The sequence below is a fragment of the Mesorhizobium sp. M1004 genome (assembly GCF_040318795.1).
GTDB lineage: Bacteria > Pseudomonadota > Alphaproteobacteria > Rhizobiales > Rhizobiaceae > Mesorhizobium.
In genome coordinates this window covers 18248-36637 of record NZ_JAMYNB010000017.1, presented here as the reverse complement: position 1 = coordinate 36637, position 18390 = coordinate 18248, and the positions used below count along the sequence as shown (strand labels likewise).

At 60.4% G+C, this 18390-nt stretch carries 19 protein-coding genes; 10 read left to right on the top strand and 9 right to left on the bottom strand.

Features of this window, described 5'->3' with window-relative positions:
* Positions 1–177: 177 nt before the first annotated feature.
* Entirely contained in the window at positions 178–402 is a 225-nt protein-coding gene (locus tag NKH54_RS27590; protein ID WP_023673442.1) for a hypothetical protein, read from the top strand.
* A gap of 9 nt (positions 403–411) precedes the next feature.
* Here the strand turns inward: NKH54_RS27590 and bluB are convergent, their stop codons facing one another.
* Complete coding sequence (gene bluB / locus NKH54_RS27585) at positions 412–1047, bottom strand: 5,6-dimethylbenzimidazole synthase (protein ID WP_352462883.1); 636 nt, start codon at positions 1045–1047, stop codon at positions 412–414.
* Between the two features lie 297 nt (positions 1048–1344).
* On the opposite strand from bluB, the gene NKH54_RS27580 reads away from it, so the two are divergent.
* The 3 genes from NKH54_RS27580 to NKH54_RS27570 all read left to right on the top strand — a co-directional run bounded on the left by NKH54_RS27580 (position 1345) and on the right by NKH54_RS27570 (position 4133).
* Positions 1345–1857 (top strand): DinB family protein, encoded by a 513-nt coding sequence (locus NKH54_RS27580; RefSeq protein WP_023673440.1) that lies wholly within the window; start codon positions 1345–1347, stop codon positions 1855–1857.
* A 446-nt stretch (positions 1858–2303) separates the two neighbouring features.
* Positions 2304–2954, top strand: a complete 651-nt coding sequence (locus NKH54_RS27575) for a hypothetical protein (RefSeq protein ID WP_023689083.1) — start codon at positions 2304–2306, stop codon at positions 2952–2954.
* A gap of 393 nt (positions 2955–3347) precedes the next feature.
* A complete protein-coding gene (locus NKH54_RS27570) occupies positions 3348–4133 on the top strand; it encodes a GGDEF domain-containing protein (RefSeq protein ID WP_352462880.1) in 786 nt (261 codons plus the stop codon).
* 401 nt (positions 4134–4534) lie between these two features.
* On the opposite strand, the gene NKH54_RS27565 is transcribed toward NKH54_RS27570, so the two are convergent.
* The 7 genes from NKH54_RS27565 to NKH54_RS27535 all read right to left on the bottom strand — a co-directional run bounded on the left by NKH54_RS27565 (position 4535) and on the right by NKH54_RS27535 (position 12020).
* A complete protein-coding gene (locus NKH54_RS27565) occupies positions 4535–4687 on the bottom strand; it encodes a hypothetical protein (protein WP_353029399.1) in 153 nt (50 codons plus the stop codon).
* A gap of 357 nt (positions 4688–5044) precedes the next feature.
* Entirely contained in the window at positions 5045–6097 is a 1053-nt protein-coding gene (locus NKH54_RS27560; RefSeq protein ID WP_353029398.1) for an acyltransferase family protein, read from the bottom strand.
* A 15-nt stretch (positions 6098–6112) separates the two neighbouring features.
* Positions 6113–7183: a glycosyltransferase family 2 protein gene (locus NKH54_RS27555; protein ID WP_353029397.1), complete on the bottom strand. Its 1071-nt coding sequence runs from the start codon at positions 7181–7183 to the stop codon at positions 6113–6115.
* Positions 7180–8193, bottom strand: a complete 1014-nt coding sequence (locus NKH54_RS27550; protein ID WP_353029396.1) for a class I SAM-dependent methyltransferase — start codon at positions 8191–8193, stop codon at positions 7180–7182. Before NKH54_RS27550 ends, NKH54_RS27555 begins: the two co-directional genes overlap by 4 nt.
* A 1063-nt stretch (positions 8194–9256) precedes the next feature.
* A complete protein-coding gene (locus tag NKH54_RS27545; protein ID WP_023684743.1) occupies positions 9257–9559 on the bottom strand; it encodes a DUF982 domain-containing protein in 303 nt (100 codons plus the stop codon).
* A gap of 161 nt (positions 9560–9720) precedes the next feature.
* Positions 9721–11802 carry an ATP-dependent helicase gene (locus NKH54_RS27540; protein ID WP_353029395.1) on the bottom strand — a complete coding sequence of 694 codons (2082 nt, stop codon included), beginning with the start codon at positions 11800–11802 and terminating at the stop codon, positions 9721–9723.
* A 50-nt stretch (positions 11803–11852) separates the two neighbouring features.
* Positions 11853–12020, bottom strand: coding sequence for a hypothetical protein (locus tag NKH54_RS27535; protein ID WP_353029394.1), 168 nt, complete (start codon positions 12018–12020; stop codon positions 11853–11855).
* A 159-nt stretch (positions 12021–12179) separates the two neighbouring features.
* On the opposite strand from NKH54_RS27535, the gene NKH54_RS27530 reads away from it, so the two are divergent.
* Complete coding sequence (locus tag NKH54_RS27530) at positions 12180–12332, top strand: hypothetical protein (RefSeq protein ID WP_023693936.1); 153 nt, start codon at positions 12180–12182, stop codon at positions 12330–12332.
* A 241-nt stretch (positions 12333–12573) separates the two neighbouring features.
* Here the strand turns inward: NKH54_RS27530 and NKH54_RS27525 are convergent, their stop codons facing one another.
* The gene (locus NKH54_RS27525) at positions 12574–13542 is read right to left on the bottom strand and encodes a LysR substrate-binding domain-containing protein (protein WP_023705327.1); all 969 of its coding nucleotides are present in this window, start codon (positions 13540–13542) and stop codon (positions 12574–12576) included.
* A gap of 111 nt (positions 13543–13653) precedes the next feature.
* Between NKH54_RS27525 and NKH54_RS27520 the strand changes: the two genes are divergently transcribed.
* The 5 genes from NKH54_RS27520 to NKH54_RS27500 all read left to right on the top strand — a co-directional run bounded on the left by NKH54_RS27520 (position 13654) and on the right by NKH54_RS27500 (position 18322).
* Positions 13654–14487 (top strand): hypothetical protein, encoded by an 834-nt coding sequence (locus NKH54_RS27520; protein ID WP_023689075.1) that lies wholly within the window; start codon positions 13654–13656, stop codon positions 14485–14487.
* 13 nt (positions 14488–14500) lie between these two features.
* Positions 14501–15469 (top strand): DMT family transporter, encoded by a 969-nt coding sequence (locus NKH54_RS27515; protein WP_245262692.1) that lies wholly within the window; start codon positions 14501–14503, stop codon positions 15467–15469.
* Positions 15462–15695 (top strand): hypothetical protein, encoded by a 234-nt coding sequence (locus NKH54_RS27510; protein ID WP_023711903.1) that lies wholly within the window; start codon positions 15462–15464, stop codon positions 15693–15695. The genes NKH54_RS27515 and NKH54_RS27510 overlap by 8 nt, the downstream gene beginning before the upstream one ends.
* 167 nt (positions 15696–15862) lie before the next feature.
* Complete coding sequence (locus tag NKH54_RS27505; protein WP_023670270.1) at positions 15863–16309, top strand: Ros/MucR family transcriptional regulator; 447 nt, start codon at positions 15863–15865, stop codon at positions 16307–16309.
* 135 nt (positions 16310–16444) lie between these two features.
* A complete protein-coding gene (locus tag NKH54_RS27500; RefSeq protein WP_023705325.1) occupies positions 16445–18322 on the top strand; it encodes an ABC-F family ATP-binding cassette domain-containing protein in 1878 nt (625 codons plus the stop codon).
* Positions 18323–18390: the final 68 nt, after the last annotated feature.

Here is an 18390-nt window from a genome sequence, read left to right as displayed (position 1 = left end):
ATACAAGCCGCCCGGCCCATTGCCAAGGGGACGCGCCCCGGCAGCGTTATTCGGCCGCGACCGCCAGCATGGCTGTTCGCAACGCTCTGGTCAAAGGCAAGGCTTGCGGGAAAATGGTGATTGCGCAGGCACGCACGGTTTCGAACGGAAATCAGCGGAACGGAAAGACATCGGACCATGTTTGACGGGACGCGCTGGCCCCACCTCCACCTCAGACCGGGCGACATAAAAGGGAGCCTTTGGATTATCGGCATCTTGGCTGCCGTGGGCCTTGTTCTGCTGCTCTTTTCGGGTCGCCGCACAGATACGAATTTCGGTTTCGGGCCTGGATGGCAGTGCACTCCGATGCCGAAGGGCGACCCGATCTGCGTCAAGCTCATCGCCAAGGAAGAGACGAAGTGATGGGCAGCTTTACCGCCTGATCACCACCGGCTGCCGCCGCCGCTCCCAGCCTTCGCGTTCCAGTGTCGGCAGATCATGCTCCTCGCTGGCATAGCCGAGGCAGAAATAGCCGATCAGCGTCCACTCAGGCGGGGTGTCCAGGATTGCGGCCATCTCGGCGGCGTCGAGGATCGACACCCAGCCCATGCCGATGCCTTCCGCCCGCGCCGCCAGCCACAGCGTGTGCACCGCCATGACGGCCGAATAGTCGATGGTTGCCGGCATCGTCATGCGGCCGAGCCCATGGCCCTGTTGCGTCGTGCGGTCGGCGAAAACCGCGAACTGGCAGGGCGCTTCATTGAGACCGGCGAGCTTCAGCCGGGCATAGAGAGCGGCGCGCTCGCCTGAAAAGCATTCAAGAGCTTCGGCATTGCACCGCTCGAAACAGTCTCTCACCGCGCCCCGCCGCTCGGCGCTCTCGACCACCACGAAGCGCCACGGCTGGCTGAGACCGACGGACGGCGCGATGCTGGCAAGCTCCAGCAGCCGCTCCAGCGTACCCTCGGGCAAAGCCGTCCGCTCGAAGCGCCGCACATCCCGGCGCCAGCGCAGCAACGTGACCAGCCCGGCGCGAAAATCATCGGTGAAATCGGGGGGTGGTGGCATGGCGATCAGGAGACTTGTGTGGGGAAGAGGCAGTAGGCAGTAGGCAGTAGGCAGTAGGCAGTAGGCAGTAGGCAGTAGGCAGTAGGCAGTAGGCAGTAGGCAGTACAGCCCTCAGACCCTATTGCCTACTGCCTATTCCCTAAGCTGCGGCCGCCGCCTCCTTCCAGCAAGGCGGGCTGAACGGACGGGTCGCGTCGTGTCCGGCGAGTTCATAGAACAGAATGGTCATTGGCGGCTGCGTCCTCGCGGTCTAATTAGGCGCCTGCGGCTGAAGCGGAACTCGTCGGCGGGAAAAAGATGAAACAGCATTTCATGATGTTCGCGGCCTACAATCAATGGGCCAATGGCCGCATCTACGATGCCGTCGCCGCACTTGACGAAGAAGAGTTCAACCGCGATGTCGGCGCATTTTTCGGCTCGATGATGGGCACGCTCAACCATCTGCTGGCCACCGACCGCATCTGGATGAAACGCTTCACCGGCGAGGGCGACGCGCCGGCAAAGCTCGACGCCATCCTGCACCGCGCATTGCCTGGTCTAAAGCTGGCGCGTGAGGCCGAGGACAGGCGGATCGTCGACTGGGTCGGCGGTTTGACCGAAAAGGCTTTGTCCGGCCGCTTCTCCTACATGACCGTTTCCGACATGCGCACCGTCTCGCAGCGGCTGGCGCCGGCGCTGGGACACGTCTTCAACCACCAGACCCATCACCGCGGCCAGGCGCATACCATCCTGACCATTCTCGGCCGGCCTTCGGTGCAGCTCGACCTGGCGTTTTTCCAACGCACCGACGAAGGCCGCGCCTACGCCTGATCTCCTGACCGCGCTTCCCGTTTAAACGCACGGGAGCGTTAACCGGTGCATTTGCGCGGCCGTCGATGCCCGGCACCAGCTCTGGATCCAAGCCGGGTTTGAGGACCCTGTCGGCACAACGCTGCCCGGTGACTGGGCCAGATGGCTGGGCTGTCAGTGGCCCGCCTTTTGTGGGCCTTCGGCTCCAGGCCGCCGCAGCCACAACCCGCTCCAACTCCGGTGGAATTTCGGTCGAGAGAATTAAACAAAGTTTAAATATTGAAGCAAAAACATATTTTTTTTTAGCAGACCAGTGCACGCCTTGAGAACTACAATCCTTATTCTTGGAAAAAATAAAGAAACTATAAGGAAGACTCGTGCGTAGCTGTGAGTGCATAAGCATATGTCTGCTTTGGTTTGCTGGCATGTTGCAATGCACAAAGCAGAACGGCAACAAGGAGAGTGTCATGGTTAATATCACTCAAAAAATCGCTAGAACACTGGCGGCGGGTGCAATTATCGTCATTTTTGCCGCTCCCGCGAATGCAGGCGGCGGAATTGGCGTCGGTGTCGGCGCATCTATCGGCGGTGCTGGCGGCATCAATGCCGGTGTTGGCGCTTCGATCGGCGGCAGCGGCGGGGTCAAGGCCGGTGCCGGCGCCTCGGTTGGCGGCAGCGGCGGTATCAAGGCGGGTGCTGGCGCAACGGTCGGCGGCAATAGCGGCGTTACAGCAGGCCTCGGCGCCTCAGTCGGCGGTAGCAGCGGCATTAAGGCTGGCGCTGGCGCGACGGTCGGCGGAGCCGGTGGCATCAATGCCGGTGTTGGGGCCACGGTCGGCGGCAGCGGAGGTATCAATGCCGGTGTCGGCGTCAACGTCGGCAGCGGCATCAACGTCGGTGTCGGCGTCGGCATTGGCGGAACGCCGGGCACGCCCGGTACCCCCGGCACTCCAGGAACTCCTGGAACACCAGGCACCCCTGGGACACCCGGTATCGTCGCTAGCATGTCGAACAGCCAGCTGACACGTATGAAGAAGCGCTGCGTCGATGTGCTCGCCAGCGAGGGCACCTACGACAGCGATCTGCGGCAGCTATGCCTTATGATCTCGCGTCGCTGAGACAGGTTTCGCCGGGAGTGTCGAGCCAGCCGTGAGGCTTTACGGCACTCTCCTACCGCATGGCCCAGACTTCCCGAGGGACATGCGCTGACGAGAAGCCTCCGGCCAGTCGGAAAGCCCGCCGCGCAAGTGGCGGGCTTTTTGTCGCCACTCACAAGGCAACCGATCGCGCCTTTCGATTGCCGGAGTTTTTTATCGTTTAACGGAAACGGTGAAACGCGCTATCCCTTTGTCTTGGTAATTCTCAGGGAAAGCGCCCACGCGCTTCTCCCGGGAAAGCTGCTCACACTTTCCTGGAATTGTTCTGGTTAACCACATTCGAATTGCAGGTAAGATTTTAGGGTTTCATTTGTGTTCCCGCTGCAAAATGGCGAACACAGTGGGAGAAATGGCATGCGGGTCGATCTTTCGCCCACGAGCTTGGGCAGGGTCATAGCAGTCACGGTTGTCGGCACGGCGATCTGTATCGCGGCGGCCTTCCTTGTCGATTCCTACAATTTTCCGTCGCTGTCGCCCGAAGCGTTGCGCTGGGCGCAGCTCACCGACCTGTTGCTGCCGCTCGTGCTGGGTGGATCGTTCTTCTCTTTCCTGATGTACAAGATGCGCCAGCTGGCGATCGCCCAGAAGAATCTGAGCATCGTCGCGGCGACCGACAGCCTGACCGCGGTGTTCAACCGCGGCGCGTTTTCGATGCTGGTCGAGGCCTATCTCGAACAGGCGCGCAGCCAGGCCGTCGTCGATGCCGGCGCCCTGCTGATCGTCGACGCCGATCATTTCAAGACCATTAACGATCGATTGGGCCACGATTGCGGCGATCAGGCGCTCAAGCTGATTGCGCAGACGATCAAGGCCCAGCTGCGCGGCGCCGACATCGTCGGGCGCATCGGCGGCGAGGAGTTCGCCATTTTCCTGCCTGGCGCCGACCCGTCGCAGTCCTGGCTGGTTGCCGAGGGGATCCGGCGGCGCATCCGCGAGGTCGAGTTTGCCCCGGATGGACGGCCCTGTCCCCTCTCGGTGAGCATCGGTGGCGTCGCCTTCAGCGGACCCACCACCTATGCCGACATGTTCCTGACGGCCGACCGGCACCTCTACAAGGCCAAGTCCAACGGCCGCGACCAGGTCAGTTTCGAAACGACCGGGCCGCGCGGCCTGCTGTCCGGCGACCCGACGCTGCATTGAGACCAGGACTGGCGCCAGATAGGTGTACGAGCCTGGCTTCGACATTCGAGCGGGCCAACTTTCCGCGCGCCTTCGCGGTATCGGCATCCGAGAAACTCAGCCCTCCCCACAGCACGGCCCATTCCGATCGCGATATAGGTTTTCCGCCCCTGCGGAGGCTTCTCGAACGCGACCACGCTGTCGTAAACGGCGATGCAGGTTGTCGACTGGGTAAATGTGGAGACGGGGATCGCACCCCTTGTGTGGCGCATTCATCTTATCGAGCTTATCATTGACGAATTCCATAAAAATCTCGGCTCGCTTCAGGCCGCCCTCATATTCATCCCAATACGCAGTATGGAGATCTTCGACGAGGTAAACGCCGTGAGGGTCGACCTTGTCTTACAGCAGCTCGAAGCTCTTCATTGTGTGTCGCATAACGTGACTTCCATCGCGATGACAATGTCGAAGGCATGGTATTTGTCGACAATCTGATCGATCAGTGCCGGGTCCTCCTGGCTACCGATAAATATCTCGATTCCGTCTTTCTTCGTGCGCTTCGCAGGTTGGATCATTGTCTATTCCGATCACTCGTCCGCCTTGGCCGAAACAAGCCTTCCACATTTGAAGGGAGCCGCCGCCGAACACGCCTATCTCAAGGATCGTCGGTGCTCTTCCTCTGACTCGCTCGAAATGGCGTTCGTAAATATCGAAATAGTGGCTGCTTCCCCCCGTGTTGAGATAGTAGCAGTGTAGAAATCCGTCACTTGGCTATCTGAAAATCGATCTCCGATATCGGGATATCGCTAGAGCGTTTCACCGCTTCGCGGAAACGGCGAACCGCTCTATTTTTTTGTTTCTACGCAATTCCGGACGGAAAACCGCACACACTTTTCCTGGAATTGCACTAGTGGGTTTGAGCGTCGCCGATATCATTGAGCGGGAACAATGCTGGGGCTGGCTTCGTCGGGTTGGCGACCTGGGGTTAGGAAGATACGCTGGAGTTGTTCCCGAGCCCACTGGGAGAGGCCTTTTTCCAGGAGACGATATGTCAGGAATGACACAGCTGCTACCATCAGAAGAAACACCCCGCCCAGCGTCAGTAGTTGCGTGGAATCGGCTGCCTGCGGCGCGTATTTGAGGAAGGGTATGATAACCAGCCACTGCGAAATATAGATTGAGAAAGATGCGTTTCCCATGCGAACCAACGATATCGGTACCCACACAGGGGAATGCTTTTCCATCAGCGTCAGCGACAGGACGATGCCGCCGTATGCAGTCGCCCACATAAAACCATGATTGAATTCGCGGAGACTGAAAAACAGCAGGTATGTGGTAAAGATTGAGAACGTTGCAAGCAGGCAGACCGCAATGGAGTAAGGTATGCCACGCCATTTGGCGCGATAAATGAGGCCACAGAGGACTCCCACTACAAAGCATCCGCATATCGGATTTGTCGCAAGAGCAACATAACCCCACAGACCGTCGATTCGGGCGGATTGGCCACTAAAGAGCAGCATCGTCCCCATTGTCCCAAGCAGAATCGGATAGCGCCAGCGACCGAACAGCAGGCTGACCGCGAAGAGAGTATAGAAAACGATCTCGAAGGTTAGGGACCAGCCGGGTGCGTTGATCGGCGGGCTGTTCCACGCCGGTTGAAAAGTCAGGTCGTGGACCAATCGCGTTAGTGCTTCTTGCGATGAGACAGTCCCAATGAAGCAGAAGGCAACCGCCATCACAGCGCTGGTAACGGCATAGACTGGCCATATTCGCGCAAAACGATTGATCACAAACAGCTTGAAAGCTTTGGCTCCAGTCTGGTCAGCCGTACTCACTACCATGATGAATCCGCTCAGGATAAAGAAGCAATCCACTCCGGAATAGCCCAGCTTGAAGAACCACAGATGGTTCGGCGAATGGTCGAACAACACCAGCATTGCAGCGACGGCCCGCAGCGTCTGAATGAATGGCAACTGCTCTCTCATTTCCCTACGCTCTCGCTAGCGCAGCGACTGAGAGAAGAACACGCGCAGGCCGTGGCCGGCTTGGGCCAGCCTGATCGCCGTAAGGATGATCATTTTGGAATTGGTGTTCACCACAAGGCGCTCGAGCCAGACCTTTGCCTTGAAACGCCAGGGTATTGATTTGTTGCTGAACACGGCCCGCCCATAACCATTAAAGATAGACAGCAACTCGTGCTTGTGCTCGGGAAGATTATTGTCCTCCTGAATAGCCCATCTGACGGCGTCGTGAACGAACTGCGAGTGGAAGCGAGGGATCAGCAAATCCCGCATGTAATAACGCACCATCTTGCGGTCGTCTGGAAACATTTCCAGGAGTTTATTAAAGTATCGAAACCGGCTGCGTGACATCATCACCGTATAAGATGTGCTGTTGGGGCGGATACACCAGACGGTGACCGGCTGGTCGACGAAGTAATTGCTGTAGCCCCGTCGGAAAATCCGGAGGAAAAGATCGTCGTCCTCATAGCCGATGAACTGAGGGTCGAAACCGCCTACGGCCTCATAGGCACAACGCGAAATCAGCGATGCGGACGGCAGGACATGCATGTCGTAGCCCACCATCTGCTCGATATCTCGTTTAGGGTGGGCGCTGTGACGTTTCACGGTCGCTGTCCGCAGCACATTGCCGGCGCCATCTGCTTCCATGAGATCGCCATAGACCCAGCCAAAATGCGGATCGTCGGCCGGAATTGCCCGCACTAGCGCTTCGACATGCGTATCCCGATAGAAATCGTCTTGATCGAGAAAGCTGATGTAGTTGGAAGTCGACGCACGCACGCCGGCGTTCCTGGCCGACCCCTGACCGCCATTGGGCTGGTCGATCACCTTGAAATCCAGTCGCTTGGCCAACTTGTGCAGAAACGCGGTTTCGCTCTCTGTCGAGCCATCGTTGACGACGATGAACTCGTTGGGCGGCACCGTCTGGTTGAGGACGCTTTTGACCGATCTCTCTATGAATGCCGACCCGTTATAGTAGGGGATGACAACCACCACGGTCAGGGCTTTTTTCGACGAGAGCTTCGAAAGTTTGGGGGACACGTGCATCATAGGAACACCGACCTGATATAGCGGAGGGGGGCTGTCACCCTCCAGGAGGTCGAACGCAGCAAGGCATCGGTCCTGGTGGTCAGGCTCTGGATCTGCAGGTTTGCGCACTCGATTTGTTGGTCCACGGCCGCGACACGGCGCCTTAAGGCATCAACTTCATGTTTCAGATTCAAATCCTGCCGACTAACAGAAATTTCGTGCAGTTCCCTTTCCGTCTCCTTGAGCAGATCGATATCGGTTTCTTGCAGGACAGGAGCTGTCTTCGACAGACTGATGTAGAACTCGTGCATGTGTAGCTGGATCGAGTCATTCTTGTGAAAAGCAATCTCGCCTGATTTGATGTAGCCGAGTGAGCGAAGTTTCTTGATCAGATATCGAAACGAGGTCGGCGTGAACTGCCACCCATGGACGTCGTGATAGTCTGCGCTGGACTGCGCGCTTTCGAACAGGCTCTTTGCTTCTTCACTGCTCTGCAGCAAGGCAACATCATCGAATGTTGGTTCGATCCAGACGATCTGTTGAGCCTTTGTGCAAACGTAGGAGACCTGATCGAATAGAGTTCCGGGCGTATGGCGTTTGCGCTGCTCGATATATGCCTGCAGCGCTTGCCCCACGGTGGACAGTGGCCGTAGTGCGTCAAAGCAGAACCGTTTGTCGGGCACGGCCAGAACCAGCAGGCCATTCGGCTTTAGCAGGGTTTCACAGTCCTGGAGGAAGCGAACAATGTCGGTCACATGCTCGATCACATGGGAAGCGAAAATGAAGTCATACCTCTCCTTTTTACCGATAACCTCGCTGAGGCTGCGTCCATCCGAAACGTAGTCAACCTCTTCAATCTGTAATGCGTTATCGCTGTACTTCTTGCGCAAGGTGGCGGCATCGGCATGATCGATCGTTTCAACATTGTAGCCACGTGATTTTGGCAACAGAGGATTGTAGCTTGGACCTACTTCCAGACCGAAGCCGCTCGCGTCGAACATTGAAAGAAGCAACTCAGTCCTGTTCAGCATGGCCGATTCCGATCGTGGCGGAGTTGCGCTTAAAGGGTGCTATTGCATCGACCCCGGATAGCGGTGCCGGTCCTAGTAGCACCACCACAGCGGCGAAGCCTCGCAGCCGGTCAAGGTTTCGAAAGCGCTCGTCTATTGCGGGAAAAAGCCGCCGAACACCCAATCGTTCAGCTGTTGTGAACAGCGAGCCAAAATTGGCTCTATTCCAAAAATGACCCGATCTAAACGTCAATACCCCTTGTATATTCTGCAAGATTCCACCCATTTCTACGCTGATATACTTATGAGTTTACGTTTATTAACGTGTTCAGCGCACAGGTCGCTTGATCGTCCTCCCCGTCACCCCAAGGCACGTTAGCCCCCAAAGCTTGATCGCACAATATGCTCTAGAGAGTTATGTACATCTTGGATTGATCTACGTGGGGCGCGAGTTTTCGTGAAGAAAAAAACCGAAAATGCGGCCGAATTTTTGGTGCAGCACCGGCAAACATATTTGTTCGCCTGTTGCAGGTAAAACTACCGCTTCTGGGAACGACTTCGCGATTAGTCGCGATATTGCATGAAAGTGGCTGGAAATATCGCTTAAAGCTCGGAATCTCGATTTTATGGCGATCAGCAGCCGCCAGCCGTCAGCAATCCGTTTATTCCTTGGAGTTAATCTCTGGCGAGCTGATCTTCGGCCACAACGAGGGCAGGGTATCCAATCTCGTAGACCTCAAGGCGGGTTCGGGCCTTTGAAATGGCTGGCGTCGCCGCAATTTCATCACTGGCATCATGCCAATGAGCGCGAAGCCTGGGACAAGAATTTCGCCGGGCAGCTGCCTTTGCTCGACATGCTGGGAGGCACATTGTTCATGCCCGAAAGGATGCCGCAGAATACGACACCGATGACCCGGTTCCCTCGCTCTATCATCAGCAGCTTGCCTATCCCTTTGTCGGCGATCAACTCTTGTCGGCAACACCGAACAGACCGCCCCGCCGGCAAGGCTGGCAGAGGCCTCGCCGACGTCTGCCGGCAAGTCCGAGTGATCTTTTTTGCTGGGCAGGCCTGGTCCCGGCCGTCTCAGACGGCGTAGCCGCCATAACCGTGTGCGACCGGCTTGACCGAGACGGCCGGCTGGACCGCGGGCCAGAGGATGCCTGCCGTGACCGCAAAGGTGATCAGGGCATCGCGTGCGGCCTCGGTCGAGATTTCTCCGGCGCGCGCCGCCTCGCAAGCCCTCACGGCCGCGCCATAGCTCAGGCGCCGGCGTGACGGCGGAAATTCGGTCAGGAAATCATGCATGTCGAACAGCGAGGCGAGCATGCGTTTGTGGCCGGCGCCAACGCTAACGGCAACCGGGGTGAAGAACATCGCGTCGTGCATTCTGGCCTCTCTGGATGGGCGGAAGGGCGGCGGCCGCCGCCCTCCGATCGCGGGTTGGACGCCAGAAAACGCGGCCGGCGGCCCGAGGTTCCCTGAGAGATGCCATGACAGGACGATTTGCTTCTTGAAGTCGCTCCCCGGCCGGCAATTCGCGGTTGCGGCTATTTCCACATGCCGCGAATGCGGGCGCCGAGGTCGACGCGGACTTCAGGTCTGTGGCGCGGATCGTCCTTTGCGTGGACGCTCGCCCAAGAGGTCTGTTCGAAAGCGCCGAGGATCGAGGCCGGGATGAAACGGGTTCGCGAGGCATAGACGTGGCGGTCGCCGCGCGCTGCCTGGCCGTGAGTGAAGAAGCGCTGCGGCGTCACCAGATGCAGGCCGTCCTTGGCCCGCGTCATTGCGACGTAAAGCAGCCGGCGCTCCTCCTCAATGTCTTCCTTGGTGCCGACGCCGAGATCGGCCGGGATGCAGCCATCGACGGTGTTGAGCACGAAGACGTTCTTCCATTCCTGGCCCTTGGCCGAATGAATGGTCGACAGGATCAGATAGTCCTCGTCGCGGTGCGGCGGCCCGGCCTGGTCGCTGGTCGCATCCGGTGGATCCAGCGTCAGCTCGGTCAGGAAGCGCTCGCGCGAAGCATAGCCGGAACCGATCTGCTCGAGCTGCATGAGGTCGGCTCGCCGCGTCGTCGCATCCTCGTGGATGCGCTCAAGATGCGGCTCGTACCACAGCCTGACCTGTTCGAGATCGGCCGGCCATTTCCCCGACCGGGCGCGCAGGCCGGAATAAAGCGCAACGAAGGCTGGCCAGTCCTCAGCCGCGCGTTGCGGCGGCCGGTAGCGGGCCAGCCCCATTTCCTCGTCGAGCGATGTCGCCATGGTCTCGACGATGGTGCTCGCCGCCGAAGGGCCGATGCCGGGCAGGAGCTGCAGCACGCGGAAGCCGGCGACGCGGTCGCGCGGGTTCTCGGCAAAGCGCAGCACCGAAAGCACGTCCTTGACATGGGTGGCGTCGAGGAATTTGAGCCCGCCGAACTTGACGAAGGGGATGTTGCGGCGCGTCAGTTCGATCTCCAGCGGGCCGCTGTGGTGCGAGGCGCGAAACAGCACCGCCTGCGATTTCAGCACCGTGCCGGCCTCGCGCTCGGCCAGGATGGCCTGGCAGACATAGTTCGCCTGCTCGGCCTCGTCGCGCACGCTGACCAGTTTCGGCCTTTGCGAGGATTTGCGCTCCGACCAGAGGTTCTTGGTGAATCGCTCCGACGCCTCCGAGATGACCGCGTTGGCTGCCGCCAAAATAGTCACGGTCGAGCGGTAGTTGCGCTCCAGCATGATGATATCGGCGGCTCGCGCGAATTGTTGCGGGAAATCGAGGATGTTGCGCACTTCCGCGGCGCGAAACGAATAGATCGACTGCGCGTCGTCGCCCACCACTGTCAGTCCGGCGCCGTCCGGCTTCAGCGCCGAAAGGATCGAGGCCTGCAGCCGGTTGGTGTCCTGGTATTCGTCGACCAGCACATGGTCGAAACGCGAGCCCAGATGCGCCGCGATCTCCGGCTCGGCGGCCATTTGCGCCCAGTAGAGCAGGAGGTCGTCGTAATCGAGCACGTTCTGCGCCTGCTTGGCCTCGACATATCGGGCGAACAGAGCCTTCAGTTGTTCGGCCCAGCCGGCACACCACGGAAAGGCCGAACCCAGCACCTCGCCAAGCGGCGCCTGCGCGTTGACAGCGCGCGAATAGATCGCCAGGCAGGTGCCCTTGGTCGGAAAACGGCTTTCGGTCTTCGAGAATCCAAGTTCATGCCGGGCAAGATTCATCAGGTCGGCGGAATCCTCGCGGTCGTGAATGGTAAAGGCCGGGTCGAGGCCGATCGTCAGCGCATAGTCGCGCAGCAGCCTGGCGCCGATGCCGTGAAACGTGCCGGCCCAGGCCAGCGCATCGGCGATGACGGACGCGTCTCGGCCCAGCACCTCGCCGGCGATGCGTTCGACCCGCCTGGCCATTTCGGTGGCGGCGCGGCGCGAGAATGTCATAAGCAGAATGCGTCTGGGATCAGCGCCCTTGACGATCAGATGCGCAACCCGGTGGGCGAGCGTGTTGGTCTTGCCGGAGCCGGCGCCGGCGATCACCAGCAGCGGCCCGGCGATCTGGCCGTCGCCATGTTCGACAGCGAGCCGCTGCTCGGCGTTGAGCTTCGCCAGATAGGCGGGCCGCAAGGACGAATCATTGATGGCGATGGTCATCGCCTATCAAGCATCGTTTCCGCTTTGTTCGCAACGGGCGGAAGTCGCCCTTACCGCCGTGGCGCGACACCCGTTGCCGCCGACTGGCGCCGCAAGGCGGCGCGTTCGTCGCCAGGCACCGGCAACGGATCCAAATTGTCAGGCACGTCCTTGATGATCTCCTTGGCGATGCGATAGGTCGCGTAAGCGAAAAGGCCGGTAATGAGCAGACGGATCATGGCGCGATCTCCTTTGGGCAACCAACCTCAGAGCCGCCGTTTGGTTCCAGCCGACGCGGCGTCGTTTGCGAGCGTGCAACCAAAGCCGAACCACCTCGTTGCCTTACGAAGAACCACCTCGTTGCCTTACGAAGGAGAGGGCAGACCTAGGAGGTCGCCATGAAGAGGCTTCTGATTCTGTTGGCCGCCAGCTTGGCGCTCGCCGCCTGCGACGGCGACATCCAGCCAACCAAAGCCCCGGTGCTCGATCAAACCCCGCAGACGGATTCGGCGCCAAAGCCGGCGGCCAGCGGCGATCAGCCGGCGCAATGATCGTTTTAGCGGGACGACAAGGCTGAAGGTAGCCTTCGGGAGAAGAAGGCCGGCGCCGCTTGGGAGGTGAGCTGATAGCGCCGGCCAGGCGGATATCAGGTCCGCCGCAACAACCGAAGATAGCTGAGTCTCTCGCCTGCGTCATGAGGTGGCAGTTTTCGTGCCGGTTCTGCTCGTGCCGTCTGCGCAAAACCAGCTGAAACGGCCGCAAATCCCGCAAGGCCGCGGAAAGAATCCGACCTCAGGCAATGGCCTTGCGCAGCACCGGGCCGCTGGCAATCCCGGCGTCCAGCTGGCACTGCGTCAGCGCCGCCTCGGCCATGATCCACTGTTTGAACAGTTCCACCTTGCGCGTGTAGGGCGCGGTGACCGGGCAGACGAAATACCAGCCGGCGGTGTTGGGGTGATGCACGGCAAACGGCGCCACCAGTCTCTCTGCGCGGATCTCGCTCGCCATATAGGCGCGGTTGGCGACTGCAAAGCCCATGCCGGCATTGGCCGCCTCATAGGACATCATGCAGGAATCGAAATAGATGCTCTTGGTCTCGCCGAGCACGGAACTCGCGCCGGCAAAACCCAGCCACGACTGCCAGTTCTGCGTGCAGGTGTCGGAATGCAGCAGCGTGAAATGCCTGAGGTCGTCGGGCGTCACCTTTGACGGCGGCCTATCGCCGAGAACCTCGTGGAACAGCTTCCTGCTGCACACCGGCGTCAAATCCTCCTTGAACAGCAGGTCCGCTTTGAGGTCGGGAAAGCTGCCGTCGCCATAGCGGATCTCGAGGTCGAACTCGGAGGTGGCGAACTCATTGGTGGCGTAGGAGGTCGAGACGCGCATCTCGATTTCGGGATATTGCCGCTGGAACAGCGGCAGGCGGGCAAACAGCCAGCGCGCCGCGAACGTCGGCAGCACCGAAATCTTCAGCACATGCGCCTGCGACTGTCCGGTCGCCTCCATGCTGGCCGCCACGATGCGCTCCAGCGCCTCGCGAACGCGCGACACATAGGTCTCGCCTTCGGGTGTCAGCGACACCGCATTGCCACCGCGCTGGAAGATCTTGAAGCGCAGCTGGTCCTCGAGGCTTTTAACGCGCTGGCTGACGGCGGAAGCAGTAATGAACTGCTCTTCGCCGGCGCGCGTGAAGTTACGGTGCCGGGCGGCACTTTCGACAATCTTCAGCGAATTGAGGTTGACCTGACTGAGCAGACGCACGCGTTTCGACCTTAAGCTGGGCTTACACTAGCACCAGCATTCCTAATTTTACAGGGGTGGGGAAATTAATCGACAGTTTACCAAGTGATGCCCCCATCCTGGAGAAGTAGAATGAACGCCCATACCATACCTGAACTGCGCTACGCGATGAGCCGAGAAGCCATTATCGGTCATGAGACGGCCTGGAAAGTGTCCGGTTTCGGCGTTGCGCAGTATCTGCATGGCTACGACCCGGCGCTGCTGGCGGCGATCGAAGAGGCGGCGTTGAAGCTCAAGGCCAGCCACGCCGTGCACAAGCACCTCGACCTTACCTTCATCACCGGCGCCGACCGTTTTATCCCGGAGATCAAGGAGTTGCTGCATGACAAGCTGCGCCTGGAACGTCTGTCCGACATGATGGGCACCAAGCTCGAGCCCTATCCGCTGTCGATCGTCGGCTCGACCGTCACTTTCATGAATCCCAAGGACGGCGCCGTCGATTGGCATTGCGACGGTGTCCCGGTCACCGAACTCATTCCGCTGTCGATCAGCAATCCGCTGGTCGGCGGCCATCTCGAAATCTACTGCGACGATTCCGAGACCGGCCGCGCCATCCTTGAATCCGGCCGCGAGATTCCGCGCAACCAGGTCATGCGCATCGACCACAAGATGAACTACGCCACGCTCGGCCAGTTTCTCGGCGTCCTGCACCGCACCGCGCCGATCCAGCTCGGCTCGCGCGTCACGCTGGTCCTCAACCAGCGCTCGGTGGCCAAGCCTTATGTCGACGACAATCGCATGTTCTATCTCGCAGCCGACAATGATCAAGATCGCGAATGGGTCAACGAACTGGCCGAAGACGTCTGGACGAACCAGCTGCCGGCCTATCGCCGCTTCGAGGAAGAACGTCCGGTTACGGCGGCGGCCGATGCGCCGGTCCCGGGCGGGTCAAGGGAATCCTGGTAGCCAGAGCATAGAAGTGGACGCCGGTTTGGCCGTCGGTAACATCATGGTCGGCGATAATGACAAGGCACCGTCTCGGCGATTCCGGGATGGATCGGGCTCGCCATCGGCCCTGGTCTTCGCCGCCGGCGCGGTCGCCCTGTGGTCGACCAACGCGCTGGTCGGCAAATCGCTGCTGGCCAGCCATCCGGTGTCGCTGGTGCAGTTGCTGCAATTTTGTGGAGCGGCTCTGGTGTTCGCCGTCATCCATCTGGCGAGCCGGAAGAGGGGCCTGCAAGACGCAGCCTTTTCCAAGGGTGCTGACGGCACCCTGGCGCCGGTCGCGGTCGGCTTTATTGGCCTGGTCGGCACCATGGTGCTGCAATACATCGCCTTTGCGTCCATGCCGGTGATCGAGGCCAATCTCGTCGCCTACACCTGGCCGCTGATGGTCGCGGCGGCGGTCATCGTGCTGGGCAAGCGGCAACGCCCCGTGCTTCTGGGTTTGACTGCCGTGCTCGGCTTTGTCGGCGTGGCGCTGGTGATCTCGGGTGGCCGCGGCCAGCCTTTTCTCCAGGGCAGCATCGTCGGCTATCTCGCTGCCTTCGGCTCGGCGCTGTGCATGGCCTTCTATTCGATTGCGGTCGCCCGCCTGGCCACACCGTCGGAGCGTTTGCTTTTGCCTTCGGCATTGGTCGGCGTCGGCCTGACCTTGCTGTGGTGTATTCACGACGGCGCAGCCTGGCCATCCAGCGAGCACCTCCTGCTTGGCCTCTATCTCGGCGCCGGTCCGATGGGGCTGGGATATTATTTCTGGTCGCGCGCCTTGAAGCTTGAAGGCGGTGGCAAGGTTGCGGTCATCGCCTATCTGACGCCGATCGCGTCGACGCTGCTGCTGACACTGTCAGGCGAAAGGCTGACGCTGACCGCGATAGCCGGTGCGGTCCTCGTCATCGGCAGCTGTATTGCGGTGGGCATAGAACGCTCGGAGGCTGAACATGCTTGACGACGATGAACGCCTCGCCAGACAGGAAGCATTCTGGCTGATCAAGGAGTTCGGCGCCGAGGCGCCGCTCTATGCCGCCATGAAGGCCGAAAAGGCGATAGAGCAAAAAGATTTCGGCCGGTGCGCCCGCTGGAAGCGCATTCTGGAGATACTGGCCGACTCCAAACCTGCCGGGTCCGTGCAGTTGAAATCTGCTGGCGCGAAGTCGGCCGTTTCCAAGTATTAGATTTTCTAATTTGCAACGTTGCAACCTGTTGTGGAAACATCCTCCTGTTCCGATTCTTGATCGTTTATTGAGACTTAGCGACCCGTTGGGGGGTGCAGCTAGGTCGATACATCAAGAGAAGTCTTAAAAAAAGCCGGCAACTTCATGACCGGCGGGGAGAAACAGAATTGCACACCATCGACAGCAAGACCGCTATTGAACTGACTGCTGACATCGTCTCGGCCTATGTCGGCAACAATCCTCTCCCTGCGTCCGGCCTGCCGGATCTGATCGCCAGCGTCAGCGCATCGGTGCGCAAGCTGGGCAGCATTGCCGCCGTGGAAAGCCCCGCGCTGAACCCCGCTGTCAATCCGAAGCGGTCGGTGTTTCCCGACCACATCGTCTGTCTGGAAGATGGCAAGAAATTCAAGTCGCTGAAACGCCACCTGATGACCGACCATGGTCTCAGCCCGGAGGAATATCGTGGCAAATGGGGCTTGCCGTCGGACTATCCGATGGTGGCGCCGAACTACTCCGCGACCCGTTCGGCACTGGCCAAGTCCTCGGGCCTCGGCCGCAAGCCGGCCGTTCCGGCCGCCGCGGCCAAGGTGACGAAGCGCAAACCCAAAGCCTGAACCAGGCAGCCTCTGAAAAGTCGGTCTGCTGTTTGCAATGGACGGCGCGCTTAAGGCGCGCCGTTTTCATGCCTTATGCCCCCGCCGGCGCCCAGGCCCTTGCGAAGCGCCGCCCTCCCGTGCAAAAGCCCCGGCATGCTTATCATCAACGATCTTTCGCTCCGCATGGCCGGACGCTTGCTTCTCGATCATGCCTCGCTGACCTTGCCGGCCGGCACAAAGGCCGGCCTCGTCGGCCGCAACGGCACCGGCAAGACGACGCTGTTCAAGGCCATCACCGGCGACTTTCCCTCCGAGACCGGCTCGATAAGCCTGCCCAAGAACACCCGCATCGGCCAGGTGGCGCAGGAAGCGCCCGGCACCGAGGAGCCGCTGATCGAGATCGTGCTCAAGGCCGATCTCGAGCGCACCGCATTGCTCGAGGAGGAAAAGACCGCCACCGACGCGCACCGCATTGCCGACATCCATATGCGGCTGGCGGATATCGATGCGCATTCGGCGGAATCCCGCGCGGCCACCATCCTCGCCGGCCTTGGCTTCGACGACGCCGCGCAGCGCCGCCCGGCCTCGTCCTTCTCCGGCGGCTGGCGCATGCGTGTGGCGCTCGCCGCGGTGCTGTTTGCCGAGCCCGACCTTCTGCTGCTCGACGAGCCGACCAACTATCTCGATCTCGAAGGCACGCTTTGGTTGGAAAACTACGTGTCGAAATATCCGCACACCGTGCTTCTGATCTCGCACGATCGCGACCTGCTCAACCGCGCCGTCAATTCCATCGTTCATCTCGACCAGAAGAAGCTGACCTTCTGGCGCGGCGGCTACGACCAGTTCGAGCGCCAGTACACCGAGCAGAAGGAATTGCAGGAGAAGGGCCGCGTCAAGCAGGAAGCCGCGCGCAAACACATGGAGTCCTTCGTCGAACGCTTCCGCGCCAAGGCTTCGAAGGCGAGACAGGCGCAGTCGCGCATCAAGGCGCTGGAGAAGATGAAGCCGATTGCCGCGATCGTGAACGACACGGTGCGGCCGTTCTCTTTCCCCGAACCGGTGAAAACGGTGGCGTCGCCGATCATTGCCTTGAACAACGTCAATGTCGGCTACACCGAGGGCCAGCCGATCCTCAAGAAGATGACGTTGCGCATCGATGCCGACGACCGCATCGCCCTGCTCGGCGCCAACGGCAACGGCAAGTCGACCTTCGCCAAGCTTCTGTCGGGCCGGTTGAAGCAGGAGAGCGGCACCATGACGGTGGCGCCGGGCCTGAAAGTGGCGATCTTCGCCCAGCACCAACTCGACGACCTACGCCCGGATGAAAACGCCTATGAGCATGTCCGCCGGCTGATGCCGGAAGCGCCGGAATCCAAGGTGCGCGGCCGCGTCGCCCAGTTCGGTCTGACCACCGAAAAGATGAACACCGCCGCCAAGGACCTGTCCGGCGGCGAGAAGGCGCGCCTGCTCATGGGCCTGTCGGCCTTCGAGGGTCCAAACCTGTTCATCCTCGACGAACCGACCAACCATTTGGACATCGACAGCCGCGAGTCCTTGATCCATGCGCTGAACGAGTTTCCCGGCGCCGTCATCCTGATCTCGCATGACCGGCATCTGCTGGAAGCGACCGCCGACCGCCTGTGGCTGGTCAAGGATGGTGCGGTCAACCCGTATGACGGCGACCTAGAGGACTACAAGACGCTCGTCACCGGCGTGTCCGGCGATCGACGCGGCAAGCGCGAGGCCGAGAAGGCATCAAAGGCCGATCGCCGCCGCGATGCCGCGGCGCGCCGCGCCGCCTTCGAGCCGCTGGCCAAGGAAATCCGCGCCACCGAAGCGCTGATGGACCGCATCCGCAAACGCATCGACCTGATCGAGGATGAACTCGCCAATCCGGCGGTGTACGAAAAGGATCCGTCGACCGCGACCCGGCTCGCCAAGGAGCGCTCGCAGCTGGCACAGCAGTTGGCTGGCCACGAGGAAAAGTGGCTGACCATGTCGGCCGAGTACGAGGAAGGCACGGCGGAGTGATTTACCCTCCCCCTTGTGGGGAGGGTCGATCCGCGAAGCGGAGCGGGGTGGGGGTCCGCGCCGCACCC